General features: G+C 68.1%; 18 protein-coding genes and 1 tRNA gene. 6 read left to right on the plus strand and 13 right to left on the minus strand.

The features are described from left to right. The 4 genes from VK682_RS21955 to VK682_RS21970 all read right to left on the minus strand — a co-directional run bounded on the left by VK682_RS21955 (nucleotide 1) and on the right by VK682_RS21970 (nucleotide 2,724). Nucleotides 1-426: a PPC domain-containing DNA-binding protein gene (locus VK682_RS21955; protein WP_089850785.1), complete on the minus strand. Its 426-nt coding sequence runs from the start codon at nucleotides 424-426 to the stop codon at nucleotides 1-3. 58 nt (nucleotides 427-484) lie between these two features. Further along, nucleotides 485-2,011 (minus strand): VOC family protein, encoded by a 1,527-nt coding sequence (locus VK682_RS21960; protein ID WP_324782555.1) that lies wholly within the window; start codon nucleotides 2,009-2,011, stop codon nucleotides 485-487. A gap of 195 nt (nucleotides 2,012-2,206) precedes the next feature. Further along, nucleotides 2,207-2,282 (minus strand) — tRNA-Ala (locus tag VK682_RS21965). Nucleotides 2,283-2,406: 124 nt separating this feature from the next. After that, nucleotides 2,407-2,724: a TIGR02300 family protein gene (locus VK682_RS21970; RefSeq protein WP_089850789.1), complete on the minus strand. Its 318-nt coding sequence runs from the start codon at nucleotides 2,722-2,724 to the stop codon at nucleotides 2,407-2,409. A gap of 106 nt (nucleotides 2,725-2,830) precedes the next feature. Between VK682_RS21970 and VK682_RS21975 the strand changes: the two genes are divergently transcribed. Then, nucleotides 2,831-3,523 carry a M48 family metallopeptidase gene (locus VK682_RS21975; protein WP_230797670.1) on the plus strand — a complete coding sequence of 231 codons (693 nt, stop codon included), beginning with the start codon at nucleotides 2,831-2,833 and terminating at the stop codon, nucleotides 3,521-3,523. A gap of 33 nt (nucleotides 3,524-3,556) precedes the next feature. Then, nucleotides 3,557-4,210 carry a GntR family transcriptional regulator gene (locus VK682_RS21980; RefSeq protein WP_230797669.1) on the plus strand — a complete coding sequence of 218 codons (654 nt, stop codon included), beginning with the start codon at nucleotides 3,557-3,559 and terminating at the stop codon, nucleotides 4,208-4,210. A gap of 14 nt (nucleotides 4,211-4,224) precedes the next feature. Here VK682_RS21980 and VK682_RS21985 read toward each other — a convergent pair whose 3' ends face one another. Together VK682_RS21985 and VK682_RS21990 are read right to left on the minus strand one after the other, a co-directional pair. Then, nucleotides 4,225-5,187, minus strand: a complete 963-nt coding sequence (locus VK682_RS21985) for an acetyl-CoA carboxylase carboxyltransferase subunit alpha (RefSeq protein WP_230797668.1) — start codon at nucleotides 5,185-5,187, stop codon at nucleotides 4,225-4,227. 66 nt (nucleotides 5,188-5,253) lie between these two features. Further along, nucleotides 5,254-5,850: a LysE family translocator gene (locus tag VK682_RS21990; protein WP_230797667.1), complete on the minus strand. Its 597-nt coding sequence runs from the start codon at nucleotides 5,848-5,850 to the stop codon at nucleotides 5,254-5,256. Nucleotides 5,851-5,922: 72 nt separating this feature from the next. Between VK682_RS21990 and VK682_RS21995 the strand changes: the two genes are divergently transcribed. Then, on the plus strand, nucleotides 5,923-6,375 hold the full coding sequence (locus VK682_RS21995) for an Lrp/AsnC family transcriptional regulator (protein ID WP_089850895.1): 453 nt from the start codon (nucleotides 5,923-5,925) through the stop codon (nucleotides 6,373-6,375). Nucleotides 6,376-6,573: 198 nt separating this feature from the next. On the opposite strand, the gene ilvD is transcribed toward VK682_RS21995, so the two are convergent. The 5 genes from ilvD to VK682_RS22020 all read right to left on the minus strand — a co-directional run bounded on the left by ilvD (nucleotide 6,574) and on the right by VK682_RS22020 (nucleotide 12,301). Beyond that, the gene (ilvD, locus tag VK682_RS22000) at nucleotides 6,574-8,403 is read right to left on the minus strand and encodes a dihydroxy-acid dehydratase (protein WP_089850798.1); all 1,830 of its coding nucleotides are present in this window, start codon (nucleotides 8,401-8,403) and stop codon (nucleotides 6,574-6,576) included. Nucleotides 8,404-8,435: 32 nt separating this feature from the next. After that, on the minus strand, nucleotides 8,436-9,869 hold the full coding sequence (gene rimK / locus VK682_RS22005) for a 30S ribosomal protein S6--L-glutamate ligase (protein WP_230797666.1): 1,434 nt from the start codon (nucleotides 9,867-9,869) through the stop codon (nucleotides 8,436-8,438). A gap of 92 nt (nucleotides 9,870-9,961) precedes the next feature. Then, the gene (locus VK682_RS22010; protein WP_230797665.1) at nucleotides 9,962-10,375 is read right to left on the minus strand and encodes a DUF6636 domain-containing protein; all 414 of its coding nucleotides are present in this window, start codon (nucleotides 10,373-10,375) and stop codon (nucleotides 9,962-9,964) included. A 124-nt stretch (nucleotides 10,376-10,499) separates the two neighbouring features. After that, the gene (locus VK682_RS22015) at nucleotides 10,500-11,144 is read right to left on the minus strand and encodes a hypothetical protein (protein WP_230797664.1); all 645 of its coding nucleotides are present in this window, start codon (nucleotides 11,142-11,144) and stop codon (nucleotides 10,500-10,502) included. A gap of 197 nt (nucleotides 11,145-11,341) precedes the next feature. Beyond that, nucleotides 11,342-12,301: an L-malyl-CoA/beta-methylmalyl-CoA lyase gene (locus tag VK682_RS22020; protein ID WP_230797663.1), complete on the minus strand. Its 960-nt coding sequence runs from the start codon at nucleotides 12,299-12,301 to the stop codon at nucleotides 11,342-11,344. Nucleotides 12,302-12,571: 270 nt separating this feature from the next. On the opposite strand from VK682_RS22020, the gene dgcN reads away from it, so the two are divergent. Both dgcN and dgcA read left to right on the plus strand, forming a co-directional pair. Further along, nucleotides 12,572-13,573 (plus strand): N-acetyltransferase DgcN, encoded by a 1,002-nt coding sequence (gene dgcN, locus VK682_RS22025; RefSeq protein WP_230797662.1) that lies wholly within the window; start codon nucleotides 12,572-12,574, stop codon nucleotides 13,571-13,573. A 75-nt stretch (nucleotides 13,574-13,648) separates the two neighbouring features. After that, nucleotides 13,649-14,614: an N-acetyl-D-Glu racemase DgcA gene (gene dgcA / locus VK682_RS22030; RefSeq protein WP_230797661.1), complete on the plus strand. Its 966-nt coding sequence runs from the start codon at nucleotides 13,649-13,651 to the stop codon at nucleotides 14,612-14,614. 6 nt (nucleotides 14,615-14,620) lie between these two features. Here the strand turns inward: dgcA and VK682_RS22035 are convergent, their stop codons facing one another. Next, complete coding sequence (locus VK682_RS22035) at nucleotides 14,621-15,616, minus strand: DUF5671 domain-containing protein (RefSeq protein WP_230797660.1); 996 nt, start codon at nucleotides 15,614-15,616, stop codon at nucleotides 14,621-14,623. Nucleotides 15,617-15,804: 188 nt separating this feature from the next. Between VK682_RS22035 and VK682_RS22040 the strand changes: the two genes are divergently transcribed. Then, nucleotides 15,805-16,668: a D-amino-acid transaminase gene (locus tag VK682_RS22040; protein WP_089850813.1), complete on the plus strand. Its 864-nt coding sequence runs from the start codon at nucleotides 15,805-15,807 to the stop codon at nucleotides 16,666-16,668. A 13-nt stretch (nucleotides 16,669-16,681) separates the two neighbouring features. On the opposite strand, the gene VK682_RS22045 is transcribed toward VK682_RS22040, so the two are convergent. Next, nucleotides 16,682-17,884, minus strand: coding sequence for a TIGR03862 family flavoprotein (locus VK682_RS22045; protein WP_230797659.1), 1,203 nt, complete (start codon nucleotides 17,882-17,884; stop codon nucleotides 16,682-16,684). Nucleotide 17,885 lies beyond the last annotated feature (1 nt).

The raw sequence follows: 17,885 nt of genomic DNA on the forward strand, positions 1-17,885 counted from the left end.
TCAGCCGAAGAACAGTTCCGCATGGCCGGTGCGCGCATCCTCGGCCCGGTGAAAGGCAGCCGGGCACAGGGCCAGCACAAGCTCCACCGTGGTGCGCACCGTGCTGCCGCGCAGCAGATGGCCGCCCAGCACCACGCCCTGCGGATCGGCCACCGCGATATGCAGATGCGGCCCTTCGGCGGAAAAGGTGCCGGACAGCGCCACGATTTCCATGGGCACCGTCACCTCCAGCGCGGAGTCGCGCCCGGCGGGGCGCAGCACCACCCGCGACAGGCTGCCGACGCAGGCCGCGACAAAGCCGCCCTGTTCGGGTTCCGCCGCAAAGGCATCGGCCAGCGCGCCGCGCAGGTCGTCCTCCGGCAAAAGCCGGAGCGCCAGAAACCGGGTGGCCGCGCCGGGCCATTGGATGGTCAGGGAATCACGCATGTGTGAATGCTGACACGGCGGCCCGGGGCGGAAAAGCAGCAGAGTTGTGTCGGCCCGCTCAGGCGCGGAGAGTTGCCAGCCAGTCGCGCGCTATGTCCAGATCTGCGGCACCCAGTTCGTGCCCTGCGGACAGCTGCCGCGCTTCCAGCGTCGCCCCCTGCGCGGCCAGCCAGTCGTTCAGCGCGGGCGCATAGGCGCCGTAGGGGTCGCGGTCCCCGCTCAGCGTCAGCACCTCCAGCCCGGTCAGGTCGGGTTTCGGCAGATCCTCCAGCACCAGCATGGGCCGCAGCAGGATCGCGCGGCGGATCACGCCGGGATGAAGCGCCATCACCGCCCCGGCAAAATTCGCGCCGTTGGAATAGCCCAGCACGGTCAGCCGCGCGGGATCCAGCCCGTAGCCGCTAAGCGCGCCGTCCAGAAAGGCGTCAAAGGCGCGGGCTTCGGCGCGGATGTCGTCCTGATCGAACCGCGCCATGGCCAGCCTGCGGAACCAGCGGGTCACGCCCTCTTCGGTGGCGCGCCCGCGCACTCCCAGCAGCGTCGCGCGCGGCGCCAGCTGATGGGCCAGTGGCATCAGGTCGGCCTCGGTGCCGCCGGTGCCATGCAGCAGCAGCAGCACCGAGCCGTCGGGATCCTCGGGGTGGTGCAGGCGGTGAACAAAAGGCAGGTCGCGCATCGGGGGTCTCTCCTCTCCGGGACGGGAAAACTGGGGCAGCATGAGGCGCAGCGCCTCGGCACGGTCGGGGCTCTGGCCGGGGAACATCAGCCTTTCCCCCAGATGCGCCGGATCTTCGTCCACCGCAAAGCCGGGGCCATCCGTGGCCTGTTCGATCAGCAGCCCTGCCGGGTCGCGCAGATACAGCGACCGGAACCATGTCCGGTCATGAATGGTGGTCGGCCCAAGTGCTGCAAAGTGGCGCTGCGTGGCCTCCAGCGCCGCATCATCGGCGGCGCGAAAGGCGACATGGTCAAAGGTGCCGGTGCCGGGGATCCCGGCAAAGAACCCGGCAGCGTCGCGCAGATCCACCGCGTCGCTGTCAGAGACCAGCCGCAGCACCGCGCCTTCGCGCCGCGCGGGGCGATAGCCGAACCGCGCCAGACCCTCGGCGGTGGCCTCGGGTTTCTCGCTGTAAAGCGTGACGGCGCGCAGCCGGGTCGGCGCCTCGGGATCGGGCAGGGCGGCGGCGGCGGGCATGTCGACCCCTACCAGCTTCACGATGATCCCGTCGGGATCGCGCAGCCGCAGCACGCTTTCGCCAAACTCGCGCAGCGGCCCTTCGACCGGCACCCGCGCCGCCAGCGCACGCTGCAGCCATGTGCCGATGCCCTGCGGCGGCACGGCCAGCGTGATCTCCGCCACCTGTCCGTGGCCGACGCGCCCGGGGGCGCCGTCCTGCCAGACCAGAAAGGTGACCACCGATCCGGGCGTGCCCTCGGCATCGCCGTAAAACAGATGCAGCTGCTGGGCATCTTCGGCGCCGCCCGCCTGCTTCACCAGTCGCAGCCCCAGAAAGCCCGCGTAAAAATCCACGTTCTGCTGCACGCGCCGGGTGATGGCGGTGACGTGATGAAGGCCGCTGGTCATGGGCATGTCTCCGGATGCTGAGGCTCCCCCAAAGTTAGGTCCGGCACCGCCTCCTGTCCTCCCCCGGGCGCGAAGGGCGGCTGTTCGATTTTGCGCAGTCAGGGATCCGCCGCCGGAGCGTGGCACAGCAGGACAGCGGCGCTTCAGACGCCGTTCCCGAAGGCGGGAATTTCTTCAATCAAGAATGTGAAGGATTGGTGGAGCCTAGGGGGATCGAACCCCTGACCTCTTGCATGCCATGCAAGCGCTCTCCCAGCTGAGCTAAGGCCCCAATCGCGCGGGCCGTTTCCGGCCTCTGGTCCGCGGCGCCGTCTCCGGCGCTGTGCGGGTCGATCTATGGGAAGCCGCGGGCGGGTTCAAGCGGAAAAATCACCGCCCGCGGAGAAATTTGCGGATCAGTCTTCGTCTTCGCCCGCGACATCATGAATGTCGTCCAGCGAGACGTTGTCGTCATCCTCGTCCTCAAGAACATCGTCGTCATCGAGATCGACCTCGACGTCATCCTCAAGCAGATCGGGCTCCTCCGCATCCTCGCGCGGCGCACGGCGGGGGGCGCCATCGGCGCTGTCGGCGGCAAGCATGGTGCGCTTGCCGGTATCCAGCGTCAGCAGTTCTCCGGTATAGGGGCTGACGATCGGATCCTTGTTCAGATCGTAAAAACGCTTGCCGGTGGTCGGGCAGATGCGCTTCGTGCCCCATTCTTCCTTGGGCATGGGTGGTCCCTTTCAACTTGTTCTGTCTGGTCGACAATCTGCGCCCTCTGCCATAACAGGGGCAGCGTGTCAAAGCCTTTGGCACGAACGGTGCGAGGCAAGTCATATGGGGCAGATCACCCTACCCGGCAACCCCCCGATCGCGGTCACCCTGCGGCGCAGCGCGCAGGCCCGCCGCCTGTCGCTGCGGCTGAGCCAGATCGACGGGCGCGTGACCCTGACCATGCCCCGGCGCCTGCCCGAGGCCGAGGCGGTGGGCTTCCTGCGCGAAAAGGAAATGTGGCTGCGCGGCCATCTGGAGGCGCGCGGCGCCGATCTGCACGTGGCCCCGGGGCTGCAGGTGCCGGTCGAGGGCATCGCGCGCGAGATACGGGCGGGGCAGGGGCGCAGCCTGCGGCTTCTGCCCGACGCGCTGGAGGTGCCCGGCCCCCCCGACCGCGCCGCCGCACGGCTGCAGGGCTGGCTCAAGACGCTGGCGCGCGACCGGCTCGCCGCCGCCTCCGACCGCCATGCTGCGGCGCTGGGGCGGCCCTATACGCGGCTGACCCTGCGCGACACCCGCTCGCGCTGGGGATCCTGCACGGCAGAGGGCGGGCTGATGTATTCGTGGCGGCTGATTCTCGCCCCGCCCGAGGTGCTGGACTATGTCGCGGCGCATGAGGTGGCGCATCTGGCGCAGATGAACCACTCGCCCGCCTTCTGGGCGGTGGTGGAGCGGCTTTACGGCGACTGGCGCCCGGCCCGGGCGTGGCTGCGTGACGAGGGGGCGGCGCTGCACCGCTACCGTTTCGGCGATTGACGGGCGCGTGTTTCGTGATCACATGATCGGGCCATGATCACACCTGTCCCGCGCCCCTCCGACAGCCAGCCCTCCGCCCATGAACGGGTCTTTCGCGGGCTGCGCACGCGCATCATGCTGGGCCAGATCCCGCCCGGCGAATCGCTGACCCTGCGCGGCATCGGGCGTGATTTCGGCGTGTCGATGACGCCCGCGCGCGAGGCGGTGCAGCGGCTGGTGGCCGAAGGCGCGCTCAGCATGTCGTCGTCGGGGCGGGTCTCCACCCCCGAACTCAGCAACGAACGGATCGAGGAACTGGCGGCCCTGCGCGCCCTGATCGAGGTGGAACTGGCCTCGCGCGCGCTGCCCCGGGCACATATGGCGCTGATCGACCGGCTGCAGACCATCAACGGCACGATTTCCGACGTGATCCGCGAACGCGATGCGGTGGGCTATATCCGCACCAATCTGGAGTTTCACCGCACGCTTTACCTGCGCGCGCAGGCCCCGGCGATGCTGGCCATGGCGGAAACCGTCTGGCTGCAGCTTGGGCCGACGATGCGCAAGCTTTACGGGCGGCTTCGCCGCACCGAGGCGCCGCAATACCACCGGCTGATCATCGCGGCGCTGCGCGCGGGGGACGAGCCGGGGCTGCGGCTGGCGGTGCGGTCCGACGTGACGCAGGGCCTGCGGCTGCTGGTGGGCTAGGGGTGCCGGGCGGCTCAGGCCGCCAGCCCCTTCGCCCCCATGTTCAGGAACTTGTCGCGCCGCGCCTTGACCAGCGCCTTGCCGGACTGGCCGTCCATCTCTGCCAGCATCGCCTGCAGCGCCTCGCCCACCGCCGCGATGCTTGCGGCGCCGTCGCGATGCGCGCCACCCAGCGGTTCGGGGATGATCCGGTCGGCAACGCCAAGCTTCAGCAGATCCTGCGCGGTCAGGCGCAGCGCCTCGGCGGCCTCGCGCATCTTCTCGGCATCTTTCCACAGGATCGAGGCGCAACCCTCGGGCGAGATCACCGAATAGACCGAATGCTCCAGCATGGCGACGCGGTTGGCGGTGGCAAAGGCCACGGCCCCGCCGGATCCACCCTCGCCGATGATCACAGAGACCAGCGGCACGCCGATCTGCAGGCATTTTTCGGTGGCGCGCGCGATGGCTTCGGACTGGCCGCGCTCCTCCGCACCCTTGCCGGGATAGGCGCCGGGCGTGTCCACCAGCGTCAGCACCGGCAGGTTGAACCGGTCGGCCATTTCCATCAGGCGGATGGCCTTGCGATAGCCCTCGGGGCGGGCCATGCCGAAATTGCGCTCGATCCGCGACTGGGTGTCATTGCCCTTCTCATGGCCGATCACCATGACGGGACGGTCGTTGAACCGCGCCAGACCGCCCATCACCGCGTGATCGTCGGCAAAGCCGCGATCCCCGGCCAGAGGCGTGTATTCGGTGAACAGCGCCTCGATGTAATCCTTGCAATGCGGCCGGTCCGGATGGCGCGCCACCTGACATTTCCGCCAGGGCGTCAGCTTGCGATAGAGGTCGCGCAGCAGATCCTCGGCCTTGCGGTCCAGCGCCGCGGCCTCCTCTTCGACCTGCATCTCCTCGTTCTTCCGCGCCAGCGCGCGCAGTTCTTCGGCCTTGCCTTCGATCTCGGCGAGGGGTTTTTCAAAGTCGAGATAATGCGTCATGCCCGGGCGTCTCCTTGCTGGCGTCTATATGCCGTCCGCCGCGCAAGGTTGCAACATGATGCCCGATCAGCCCGCCAGCACCGGCCAGAGCGAGGCCAGCAGCAGCGCCGCCATGGTCCAGTTGAAAAGGCGCAGCCGCCGCGGCTGGGTCAGCCAGCGCCGCAGCACGCCCCCCAGCATCGTCCAGGTGGTCGCCGAGACCATGCCCACCGCCACATAGACCCCGGCGACCCACAGCACCGCCGCCAGATCGCGGCTCACCGCGTAAAGCGTGATGGCCCCCAGCGCCATGGACCACGCTTTGGGATTGACCCACTGAAAGGCCGCCGCCTGCAGGAAACTCAGAGGCTTGGCGCCCGCCGCCGCCGCCTCGCCGGGGGCTGCGGCATGGGCGATCTTCCATGCCAGCCACAGCATATAGGCGACCGAGACCACGGTCAGCACCGGCCGCGCCAGCGGCACCGCGTCAAAGATCTGCATCACGCCCATGCCCACCAGCAGCACCATGGCGGGAAATCCCAGCGCCACGCCCAGCAGATGCGGCAGGCTCCGGCGCAGCCCGAAATTGGCGCCCGAGGTCAGCAGCATGAGATTGTTCGGCCCCGGCGAGATCACCGTGACAAACGCGAAGGCGCCAAGCGCCAGAAGCAGATCCTGTGTCATGGCGGCACAATCGCGCGAGCCTCGCGGCGAAAGATTGCAAATTGCGCGCGAATCCCGTCAATGCTGCAATCCATGACCGATCTGGATGACATCGACCGCAGGATATTGCGCGAACTCGGGCGCGACGGGCGCCTCAGCAACCTTGCGCTGGCGGAACGGGTGGGGCTGTCGCCCTCGGCCTGCCTGCGCCGGGTGGCGGCGCTGGAACGCTCGCGCACCATCCGGGGCTACCGCGCCGTGCTCAGCCCGGAAAAGACCGGCATCGGCTTCACCGCCTATGTGACCGTGGGACTCAATTCCCATACCAAGGCCTCGCAGGAGGCCTTCGAACGCGCGGTGCGCCATGCGCCGGAAGTGCGGGAATGCCACAACATCACCGGCAATGTGGAATACCTGCTGCGGATCGAGGTGGCGGATCTGCCCGCCTACAAGACCTTCCACACCGACGTTCTGGGCACGCTGCCGCAGGTCAATTCGGTGACTTCCTACGTGGTGATGGGCTCGCCCAAGGATGACCGCGCCTGACCCTTTTCTCGGGCGCCGCGCCGCTGTCGCGGTCCGGCCTGCCTCCGGCGGGGATATTTTTAGCCGCTGGAAGCGGATTTGGCATTTCCAGCGGCCCCAAATATCCCGGGGGAGTCCCCCGCAGGGGGACGGGGGCAGCGCCCCCGAACGAGACCGGCCGCACCCTTGGGACGGCCGGTCAAAGCGCGCGCCTGTGGCTCAGATCTGGCGCACCGCGCCTTTTGCGGCGGAGGTGGTCAGCGCGGCATAGGCTTTCAGGGCCGTGGTGATCTTGCGCTTGCGTTTCTCGTCCGGCTGCCAGCCCTTGGCCTCGCGGGCGGCGCGGCGTTCGGCGATCACGGCATCATCCACGGCAAGGTGGATCTTGCGGGCGGGGATGTCGATCTCGATCCGGTCGCCTTCTTCCACCAGACCGATGGTGCCGCCCTCGGCGGCTTCCGGGGAGACGTGGCCGATGGAGAGGCCCGAGGATCCGCCCGAGAACCGCCCGTCCGTGACCAGCGCGCAGTCTTTGCCCAGCCCTTTCGATTTCAGGTAGGAGGTGGGGTAGAGCATTTCCTGCATGCCCGGACCGCCGCGCGGGCCTTCGTAGCGGATCAGCACCACGTCGCCGGGCTTCACCTTGCCGGTGAGGATGGCGCTTACGGCAGTGTCCTGGCTTTCGAACACGCGGGCGGTGCCGGAGAAGACAAGGATCGACTCGTCCACGCCCGCCGTCTTCACGATGCAGCCGTCCTCGGCGAGGTTGCCATACAGCACCGCGAGCCCGCCATCCTTGGAGAAGGCGTGTTCGGCGCTGCGGATGACGCCCTGTTCGCGGTCGAGGTCGAGGGTTTCATAGCGGCGCTGCTGCGAGAAGGCCTGCGTGGTGCGCACGCCCCCGGGCGCGGCGCGGTAGAAATCGTGCACGCTTTCGGAATTGGTGCGGGTCACGTCCCAGCGGTCCAGCGCATGGGCCATGGTTTCGGCATGCACGGTCGGCACCGAGGTGTCGAGCAGGCCCGCGCGGTCAAGCTGGCCAAGGATCGACATGATGCCGCCGGCACGGTGAACGTCTTCCATATGGACGTCGCTCTTGGCGGGCGCCACCTTGCAGAGCACGGGCACCTTGCGCGACAGCTGGTCGATGTCGGACATGTCGAAGGCGATCTCGCCCTCATGCGCGGCGGCGAGCAGGTGCAGCACGGTGTTGGTGGAGCCGCCCATGGCGATGTCCAGCGTCATGGCATTCTCGAACGCCTTGACCGTGGCGATGGAGCGCGGCAGCACGCTGGCATCGTCCTGTTCGTAATAGCGCTTGGCCAGATCCACGATCAGGTGCCCCGCCTCGACGAACAGCCGCTGGCGGTCGACATGGGTGGCCAGCGTCGAGCCGTTGCCCGGCAGCGACAGACCCAGCGCCTCGGTCAGGCAGTTCATCGAGTTGGCGGTGAACATGCCCGAGCAGGAGCCGCAGGTCGGGCAGGCGGCTTCCTCGATCGCCTGCACCTGCGCGTCGGTATATTTGTCATCCGCCGCGGCGACCATGGCATCGACGAGATCGAGCGCGCGCTCCTCGTCTTCCCACTGCACCTTGCCGGCCTCCATCGGACCACCGGAGACGAAGACCACCGGGATGTTCAGCCGCATGGCGGCCATCAGCATGCCGGGGGTGATCTTGTCGCAGTTGGAGATGCAGACCATGGCGTCGGCGCAATGGGCGTTGACCATGTATTCCACCGAATCCGCGATGATCTCGCGCGAGGGCAGGGAATAGAGCATGCCGTCATGGCCCATGGCGATGCCGTCATCCACCGCGATGGTGTTGAATTCCTTTGCCACGCCGCCGGCCTTCTCGACCTCGCGCGCGACCATCTGGCCCAGATCCTTCAGGTGAACGTGACCAGGCACGAACTGGGTGAAGCTGTTGACGATGGCGATGATCGGCTTGTTCCAGTCGCCATCCGTCATGCCTGTGGCGCGCCACAGGCCGCGGGCGCCGGCCATGTTGCGGCCATGGGTGGTGGTGCGGGAGCGATAGGCGGGCATGGGATCCCCTCATTTGCGGTAATCGGGGTTGTTTACATCTCCGGTGCCTCTGCGGCAAGTCCGGAGGCCACGGGCGGATCCCGTCTTGTCCGGCTGCGGGGCCGGGGCGGGCGCGGCGCCACCTTCGCCTCGATATGGGCGACGATCAGGCCCGCGATGTCCTTGCGCGACACCCGTTCGATGCCTTCCAGCCCCGGCGAGGAATTGACCTCCAGCACCTTGGGCCCGTCGGCGCCGCGCAACAGATCGACCCCCGCCAGATCCAGCCGCATGGCGCGCGCCGCCTTGATCGCCGCCTCGCGTTCATGCTTGCTGATGCGCACCGGCTCGGCGGTGCCGCCCTGATGCAGGTTGGACCGGAAATCGTCGGGCTTGCCCCGGCGCCGCATCGCCGCGACCACCTTGCCGCCGACCACGAGACAGCGGATGTCTTCGCCCGCGGCCTCCTTGACGAAGCTCTGCACCAGAAAATCCGCCTTCAGCCCCTGAAAGGCCGAGATCACGCTTTCCGCCGCCTTCTTGGTTTCCGCCAGCACCACGCCTTTGCCCTGCGTGCTTTCCAGCAGTTTCAGCACCAGCGGCGCGCCGCCCACCACGGCGATCACGTTGCCCGAATCCTTGGGGCTGCGGGCAAAGGCGGTGGTGGGCATGCCGATGCGGTGCCGGGCCAGCACCTGATGCGCGTGCAGCTTGTCGCGGGACACGGTGATGCCTTCGGATCCGGCAAGGCAATAGGTGCCAAGGCTTTCGAACTGCCGCACCACCGCCGTGCCATAGGAGGTGATGGAGGCGCCGATGCGCGGGATCACTGCATCGTAATGCGGCAGCGGGCGGCCATCGTAATGCACCTCGCCGCCGATGGCGCGGATGTTCATGTAGCAGCGCGAGGTGTCGATCACCTCCATCGTGTGGCCCCGCGCCTCGGCGGCCTCGATCAGGCGGCGGGTGGAGTAATTTTCGGCCTCGCGGGTCAGGATGGCCAGCCGCAGCGCCCGGCGGTGCGGGCGCTGGCGCAGGCTGGCATGGTAGACGTCATAAGACAGCTGCGGCTGCTGCAGCCGTTGGGCGGGGGCCACGATCATCTCGGGCAGCAGCGCGCTGCGGCCCAGCAGCATGCGATAGGCCATGCCGCCCCGGTCGGTCAGCGTCACCTCGATGGGCCATGTGCGCCCGCCCATGGTGACATCGGTCTCGATGACGAACCGCATTTCGGTCTCGCCATTGGAGGAGGTGATCTCGCGCCGGTCCTTCAGCGGGGCGGAGCAGATGATCTCGAGCCCGGTGTCCTGCGGATCGGGATGGATGGCAAAGCGCACCATGGGCCGTTCGGCAGAGCCGAAGGGTTCGATGGCAAAGGCGTGCAGCGCCGAGGTCTTGGCCCCGGTATCCACCTTCGCGCGGATCGCGGGCAGATCGAGGTCAGGCAGGGACAGCCATTCTTCCCAACCAAGCGTAAACTGCGGCATCGTCTGATCCTTACCCCGGCGTCGCGTGTGCAGGGCGCTCTATCCGGGGAATGTGACAGGCACAACACGGTGCGCTGCGGCAGGGGCGCGGCTTACCAGACCTGCTGGCTGGCGCGGGACAGCCGGAAGCCGTGGCCCGAGCCGTTGCGGCAGTCCAGCCCCTGCGGGGTGGAGCTGCAGCTGATCCCGCCCCAGCGCCCGGTCTGGCCATAGGGCGCCACCTCCACGCCGGGGGCGGTGTTCCTTGGTCCGGGCGCGCCGCAGATCAGGCTGACCGGCCCGCGTTCGGCCATCTGCACCCGATGCCCCCACGGCCCGCGGCAGGAGGCGGGCTTGGGCGCCGCGGGCGGGCCGGAGCGGTCCCAGATCGTGCAGTCGATGTCCGAGCTTTCGCCCACGCCGACATAACACTGGATATTGTCCGAGGGCGTCTTGAACGGAAACACATCCGCCGCAGCCGGAGCCGCCAGCCCCCCGAGGCAGAACAGAACAGCCAGACGGTGCATGAAACCTCCGAACCCACAGGGCAGCCTCGCCACGCTAAGACCTGCGGGCGGCCCGGGTCAACGGTGTTGAGGGACGCATGGTCCAGCCGGGGGCGGGGCTGGGGGTGCCGCGCTTTTGCGCGGCTTAAAGCTGGATATGCACATGATCGTCGTGACGCGCGGCCCGGCATCCCTGAAAGCCGAATTTTGGGGCCTCGCGCCCCAGTGTGGACAGAAGATGCGGTTCCACGAACACGCGGCTGATGCGCGGATCCGTGGCAAGCCAGTCCAGCATGGCGATCATCCGGGACGGCTCGGGGCTGTAGTGTGGCAGATGCGGCTGCAGCCAGTCCAGATCCCAGCGCAGGCTGAGCCAGTGCGGCGGGCACTGCGTCGGCCCCTGCTCGAACGCGAAATAGCCGATCGGGGATCGCGTGACGCCGCGCAGATAGGACCCCTGCCGGTCCACGTAATAAAAGGCCAGATCAAGCTTGCGGCCATCGTCATGAGACAGATGCGGCAGGAGCGGGAAGCCCGAAAAGAATGGAAAATTTCCGTCCAGAGCAAGCGTCAGGGTGCCCGGATGACGGCGGTTCAAGTCGGCGGCAAGATCTGCCGCAGCCGACGCAAGCTCAGGGACCACATAGTTCCGGTTGGCCAGACAGTAGACCCATGACTGCATCCGCAATGGGCCGCTGTCGCCGCAAGACAGGGGAACCCGGCCAAAGAGCGGCGCGAGCATCCAGGCAGAGGCCGACAGGGCAAAATAGGCCAGGACAAAGACCAACATCCGGTGCCTGGTCCTGAGGCTCAGCAGCCAGGCGAGCCCGCCGACCTGCGTCAGGACGGTCAGGACAGCTACGGCAAGAAGGTGCAGAAGAACGCGCAAGACTCAGGCCTGATCTGTGGGCGGATCACCTTTATGGGCGGGGCTGCGCAGCGTAAAGGGCGGCTGGACCATGCGACTGCCGGACCTTATGCGCGGGCTCAATGCCCGGCGATCATTTCGGCCTGTTTCACGATGCCTTCGGCCTGTTTGATCGAGGCGATGTCGACGAGGCGGCCTTTGTAGACGGTGGCGCCTTCGCCCTTGGCCTTGGCGGCGTCCATCGCGGCGAGGATCTCGCGCGCTTCGGTCACGGCGGCGTCGGAGGGGGTGAAGACCTCGTTGGCCAGCGCCACCTGTTTGGGGTGGATCGCCCATTTGCCGACCATGCCCAGCGTGGCCGAGCGCAGCGCCTGCGCGCGGAAGCCGTCGTCATCGGAGAAATCGCCGAACGGCCCGTCCACCGGCAGCACGCCATGGGTGCGGCAGGCGGCGACGATGGCGGCCTGCGCCCAGTGCCACGGGTCGGACCAGTGCTTCGCGCCATTCTGCAGCATGTAGTAATTTTCCTGCGTGCCGCCGATGCCGGTGGTGGCCATGCCCATGGAGGCGGCGAAATCGGCGGCGCCAAGGCTCATCGCCTCAAGGCGCGGGGAACCGGCGGCGATCTCCTCCACATGCGCGATGCCAGCGGCCGATTCGATGATGACCTCGAATTTCAGGCGCTTTGTCCGGCCCTTGGCGCGTTCCACGGCGGTGACCAGCGCATCCACGGCGTAAAGATCGGCGGCGCAGCCGACCTTGGGGATCATGATCTGGTCCAGCCGGTCGCTGGCCTGTTCCAGCATGTCCACCACGTCGCGATACCACCACGGCGTGTCCAGCCCGTTGATCCGCACCGACAGCGTCTTGCGGCCCCAGTCGATGTCGCCCACCGCCGCGATGATGTTGCGGCGCGCGCTGTCCTTGTCGTCGGGGGCGACCGAATCCTCCAGATCCAGATTGATGACATCCGCCGCACTGGCCGCCATCTTTTCAAAGATCGCGGGGCGGGATCCGGGGCCGAACAGCTGGCAGCGGTTGGGGCGGGCGACCGGGGCGGGCTGGATGCGGAAGCTCATGGAATCCCTCGGGCTTGTAACGAAGTTGCGATTGCGTTGCTTCATTCGTTATTAAATTGCGCGATGCTGCGCAAGCAAAATTGCGGCGCTGCGGCGCGGAGAAAGCGGCGCGCGGGCCGGGGGTGCTGCACGATTCTTCGGCGCTGGCCGAAAAATGCGGAGAAAATCGGCGGCCTTGTCTGGAAATCCGCGAAAATCCGGACAGATTTGCAAGGGATCCGGGGCAGGATGGCCCCCAATGCAGATCTCAGACAGTCATCGGAGACCAGAATGATCCAGACGCCCTATCTTCTCTTTCTCGGCGACGCCCCCGACGGGCTGGCCGCCAAGGTGGCGCAGGGTATCAAGGACTGGCGCCCGGAAAACTGCGTGGGCCAGTTCCGCATGGAAGGGTGCAAGGCCGATCTGGGCCTGACCGACATGACGCTGGCCGAGGCCAAGGCGGCAGGCGCCAAGACGCTGGTGGTCGGCGTCGCCAACCGGGGCGGCGTGATCTCGCAAAGCTGGAAGAAGGTGCTGGTGGAAGCGCTGGAAGAAGGCTTCGACCTTGCCTCCGGCCTGCACAACCTGCTGCGCGACGAGGAAGATCTGGCCGCCGTGGCCCGCGCCACCGGGCGCAGCCTGCATGACGTGCGCATCCCTTCGGTCAAATATCCCATCGCCAATGGCGAAAAGCGGACCGGCAAGCGCCTGCTGGCCGTGGGCACCGACTGTTCGGTGGGCAAGATGTATACCGCGCTCGCCATGGATGCCTGCATGCGCGAGAAGGGCATGAAATCCAGCTTCCGCGCCACCGGGCAGACCGGGATCCTCATCACCGGTGACGGCGTGCCGCTGGATGCGGTGGTGGCGGATTTTATGGCCGGGTCCATCGAATACCTGACCCCCGACAATGATGCCGATCACTGGGACATCATCGAAGGGCAGGGCTCGCTGTTCCACGTTTCCTATTCCGGGGTGACGCTGGCGCTGATCCATGGCGGCCAGCCCGATGCGCTGGTGATCTGCCACGAGCCGTCGCGCGCCCATATGCGCGGCCTGCCCGGCTACAAGCTGCCCTCGATCGAGGCGGTGCGTGACATGGCGCTGGACCTGGCCCGCGTGGCGAATCCGGCCTGCACCGTCATCGGGGTGTCGATCAACACCCAGCACATGAGCGAGGAAGATTCGCGCGCCTATTGCGCCGAGGTCGAGGCGCGCGTGGGCCTGCCCTGCGTCGATCCCTATCGCCACGGCGCCGACCGTCTGGTCGAGGCGCTGGCCGCGGTCTGATCCGCGCGCGATCATCACATTCCCGGCGGCGGCAGGACCGGCGCCGGGCCTGAAGACAAGGAAAGGGCAGGCATCGTGAGCATCGAGGTAACGCGGGACACGTTCCGGCTGGCGCAGGTCTTTACCATCTCGCGCGGCAGCCGCACCGAAACGAAGGTGCTGACGGTGAAGGTGACGCGGGATGGCGTGACCGGCTGGGGCGAATGCGTGCCCTATGCGCGCTATGACGAAACGCTGGACAGCGTCGCGGCGCAGATCGAAAGCCTGCCCGCCGATGTGACGCGAGAGGCGCTGCAGGGCCTGCTGCCCGCCGGGGCCGCGCGCAACGCGGTGGACTGCGCGCTGTGGGATCTGGACGCCAAGCAAAGCGGCAGACGGGTCTGGGAACTGGCCGGTCTGCCCAAGCCCGGGCCGGAGATCACCGCCTATACCCTGTCGCTCGACACGCCGGAAAAGATGCGCGAACAGGCGGCGAAGAACGCCTTCCGCCCGCTGCTGAAGGTCAAGCTGGGCACCCCCGACGACATGCCCCGGCTGGAAGCGGTGCGCGCGGGCGCCCCGGAGGCCACGATCATCGTGGATGCAAACGAAGGCTGGACGGCGCAGGTCTATGCCGATCTGGCGCCGCATCTGGTGCGGCTTGGCGTCGCCATGGTGGAACAGCCGCTGCCTGCGGGCGAGGATGACGCGCTGATCGGGATGGACCGTCCGGTGCCGGTCTGCGCCGACGAATCCTGCCATGACCGCGCCAGCCTGCCGCATCTGAAGGGCAAGTATGACATCGTGAACATCAAGCTCGACAAGACCGGCGGCCTGACCGAGGGCATCGCCCTGCTGGAGGCCGCAAAGGCCGAAGGCTACGGCATCTTTGTCGGCTGCATGGTGGGCTCGTCGCTGGCCATGGCGCCCGCCGTGCTGCTGGCGCAGGGCGCCGCCTTCACCGATCTGGACGGGCCGCTGCTGCTGGCCGAGGATCGCGACCCCGGCCTGCTGTATGATGCGGCGGGCGTGCACCCGCCGGAACCGGCGCTCTGGGGTTAGGCCCGGTCATTGCAGATCGGTCGGCAGACAGGCCGTGGTGCCCTCCAGCGTGATGTCATAGGTGGGGATCGCGGGCGGAAACTCCACCTCGGTGCACAGCGCGAAGCTGCTGGCGCTGCGGCGCTGATAGGTGATCGCGGCGGCATAGCCGGTCAGGCGCGAGGGGTTGCTCGCGCAGTCCATCGGCGCCAGATCCTCGGGCAGCGCGCCGATCTGCTCCTGCAGGCAGCGCCGCACGTCCTGCGCCAACTGGCGCAGATCGGCGATCCGCGCCTCGTCCCGCCGTTCGATCTGTCCCTGACCCGGCCCGCCGACGCTGGCAAAGCTGAGCGCCAGCACCAGCGCGGCGAGCCCCGCCAGCCCCTGCGCCGAAGCCGCGCGCAGCCCGGCGCGGTCCTGCCGGAAATAGCCCAGCACCAGCCCCGCAAGCCCCGCCACCACGGCGGATTTGGCCAGAAACCGGCTGGTCATCTGCCCGTCAAGGAAGGTGTAGATCAGCACCAGTGCATCGCCGAGCAGGGTCAGCGCCGCGATGAACACCGCCAGCGACGACAGCCAGCGCCGGGCGGTGCCATGGGGCCGTGCCGGATCGGTGGCCAGCGCGCGGCGGTCGCTGCGGTCGATGAGCCAGAACACCGGGGTGAAGACGATCAGCCCCGCCATGGCCCAGCGAAGCCCGCCCGCTGCGTAAACCTGCACCCGGTCGGGATCGGGCAGGACAATCTCGATCTGCGCGAAGGCCAGCGCCAGCACATGCCCCGCCACCATGCCGAAGGTGACGAACAGCAGCGCGTGGAACAGCGTCTCGCGCGCGGCTCCCGACCGCACGGGCCGGGGCACCGGCCCCGCGTCGGGCTGGCTGTCGGTCCAGCCTGCCAGCGCCGCGTCGGTTTCGCGCTGGGTCCAGCCGGCCTCGCGCAGCTGGTCCGCGATCCGCGGGCGCGGCGTGCCGCGGGCCAGCGCCTCGCGCACAAAATCGTCAAGCGCGGGATGTTTGGTCATAAGAATTCGTCCTGTCGTGACTGCGCCGCGCTCTGGCGCGGGGCCTGCGGATTCCGCATTTGCCATGCCGCGGGCGGCGGGGTAACCGGCGGCAGACTGCCATGGACTCCGGTCCTGTCCAATCACCCGAATTTCTGCCGGAGGCGCGCCATGGCGGCCCCGGCTCCGCGCTCAGCAAGGAGACTGTCATGACGCGCACCGTCTATGTCAACGGAGAGTATCTGCCCGAAACCGAAGCCAAGGTGTCGATCTTTGACCGCGCCTTCCTGATGGCCGACGGGGTCTACGAGGTGACCTCGGTGCTGGATGGCAAGCTGATCGATTTTGCCGGCCATTCCAAGCGGCTGGCCCGGTCGCTGTCGGAACTGGACATGCGCGCCCCCTGTTCGGACGAAGATCTGCTGGAGATTCACCGCGAACTGGTCCGCGCCAACGACATCACCGACGGGCTGGTCTATCTGCAGGTCACGCGCGGTTCGGCAGGTGACCGCGATTTCGCCTTCCCCGATCCCGAAACCACCGAACCGACGCTGGTGCTGTTCACCCAGTCGAAGCCGGGTCTGGCCGAGTCCCCCGCCGCAAAATCCGGTATCAAGGTGATTTCGGTCGACGACATCCGCTGGGGCCGCCGCGACATCAAGACCGTGCAGCTGCTGTACCCGTCCATGGCCAAGATGATGGCCAAGAAGGCGGGCGCCGATGACGCGTGGATGGTCGAGGACGGCTTTGTCACCGAAGGCTCGTCCAACAACGCCTATATCGTGAAGGGCGGGCGCATCATCACCCGCGCGCTGTCCACCGACATCCTGCACGGCATCACCCGCGCCGCCGTGCTGCGCTTTGCGCAGGAGGCGCAGATGGAGGTCGAGGAGCGGTCCTTCACCATCGCCGAGGCGCTGGAGGCGGACGAGGCCTTCATCACCTCCGCCTCCTCCTTTGTCATGCCGGTGGTCGAACTGGATGGCAGCGCGATCGGCAGCGGCACGCCGGGCCCGGTCGCGAGCCGCCTGCGCGAGATCTATCTGGAAGAAAGCCGCAAGACGGCGATCTGAGCCGGATCAGGCCTCAGGGGAAGGGCGCGGCGGCCAGACGTGCCGCCGCCGCCCGCCCCGCCCAAAGCCCGGTGGCAAGACAGCCGGTCAGCAGATAGCCCCCGGTGGGCGCCTCCCAGTCCAGCATCTCGCCCGCGCAGAACACGCCCGGCGCCGCCCGCAGCATCAGCCCCGCATCCAGCGCGGCAAAGGGCACGCCCCCGGCGGTGGAAATCGCCTCGTCCATGGGGCGCAGCCCGGCATGCGGGACGGGAAGCGCCTTCAGCAGCCGTGCCAGCGCGCGCGGATCGCCGGGCAGGGGGCGCGCCACCTCGGCCAGAAGCGCCCGCACCGCAGGCGAAAGCCGCAGCACCCGGCGCAGATGGCTGGCAAGGCTCTGCTTGCCGCGCGGTCGCGCCAGCCGGTCGGCCAGCACGTCCTCCGCCAGATCGGGGCAGAGATCGACCTGCAGCGCCGCCCCCGTCCGCAGCGCGGGCGACAGCGGATAAAGCCCGCCCCCCTCCAGCCCGCGCGCGGAAATCACCGCCTCGCCGCGCGACGTAAGCCCGCCCGCATGAAAGGCCACGGCTTTCAGCGGCGCGCCAAAATGTGCCACCATATGCTCCGACCACGGCACGCAGAGCCCGGCATTGGCGGGCGAAAACGGCGTCACGGCGATGCCGCGCGCCGCCAGCACGCCTGCCCAAAGGCCGTCCGACCCCAGCCTTGCCCAGCTCGCCCCGCCCATGGCCAGCACCGTGACCTCTGGTCTCAGCCGCACCGCGCCGCGGGGCGTGTCAAACCAAATGCCCTCGTCCCAGCCGGTCCAGCGCCAGCGCGTCCGGATCTCCAGCCCCGAAGCCCTCAGCCGCCCCAGCCAGCCGCGCAGCAGCGGCGAGGCTTTCATCGCCACCGGAAACACCCGCCCGGTGCTGCCGGTGAAGAGCGGCTGTCCCAGATCCTCGGCCCATGCGCTGACAGCGTCGGGGGGCAGGGCCGCCAGCATCGGGCGCAGGCTGTCCGAGGCCGCGCCATAGGCGGCGCAGAAGCTGTCGAAGCCTTCCGCCTTGGTCAGGTTCAGCCCCGACTTGCCCGCCATCAGCAGCTTGCGCCCGAGGGACGGCTTGGCCTCGGCCAGCACCACGGCATGGCCCGCCGCCAGCAGCGCCTCGGCGGCCATCAGCCCCGCCGGGCCGCCGCCGATCACCAGCGCGCCCTTGATCCGTTCCGTTTCCATG

The organism is Salipiger marinus, assembly GCF_035481585.1.
Lineage (GTDB): Bacteria > Pseudomonadota > Alphaproteobacteria > Rhodobacterales > Rhodobacteraceae > Salipiger > Salipiger marinus.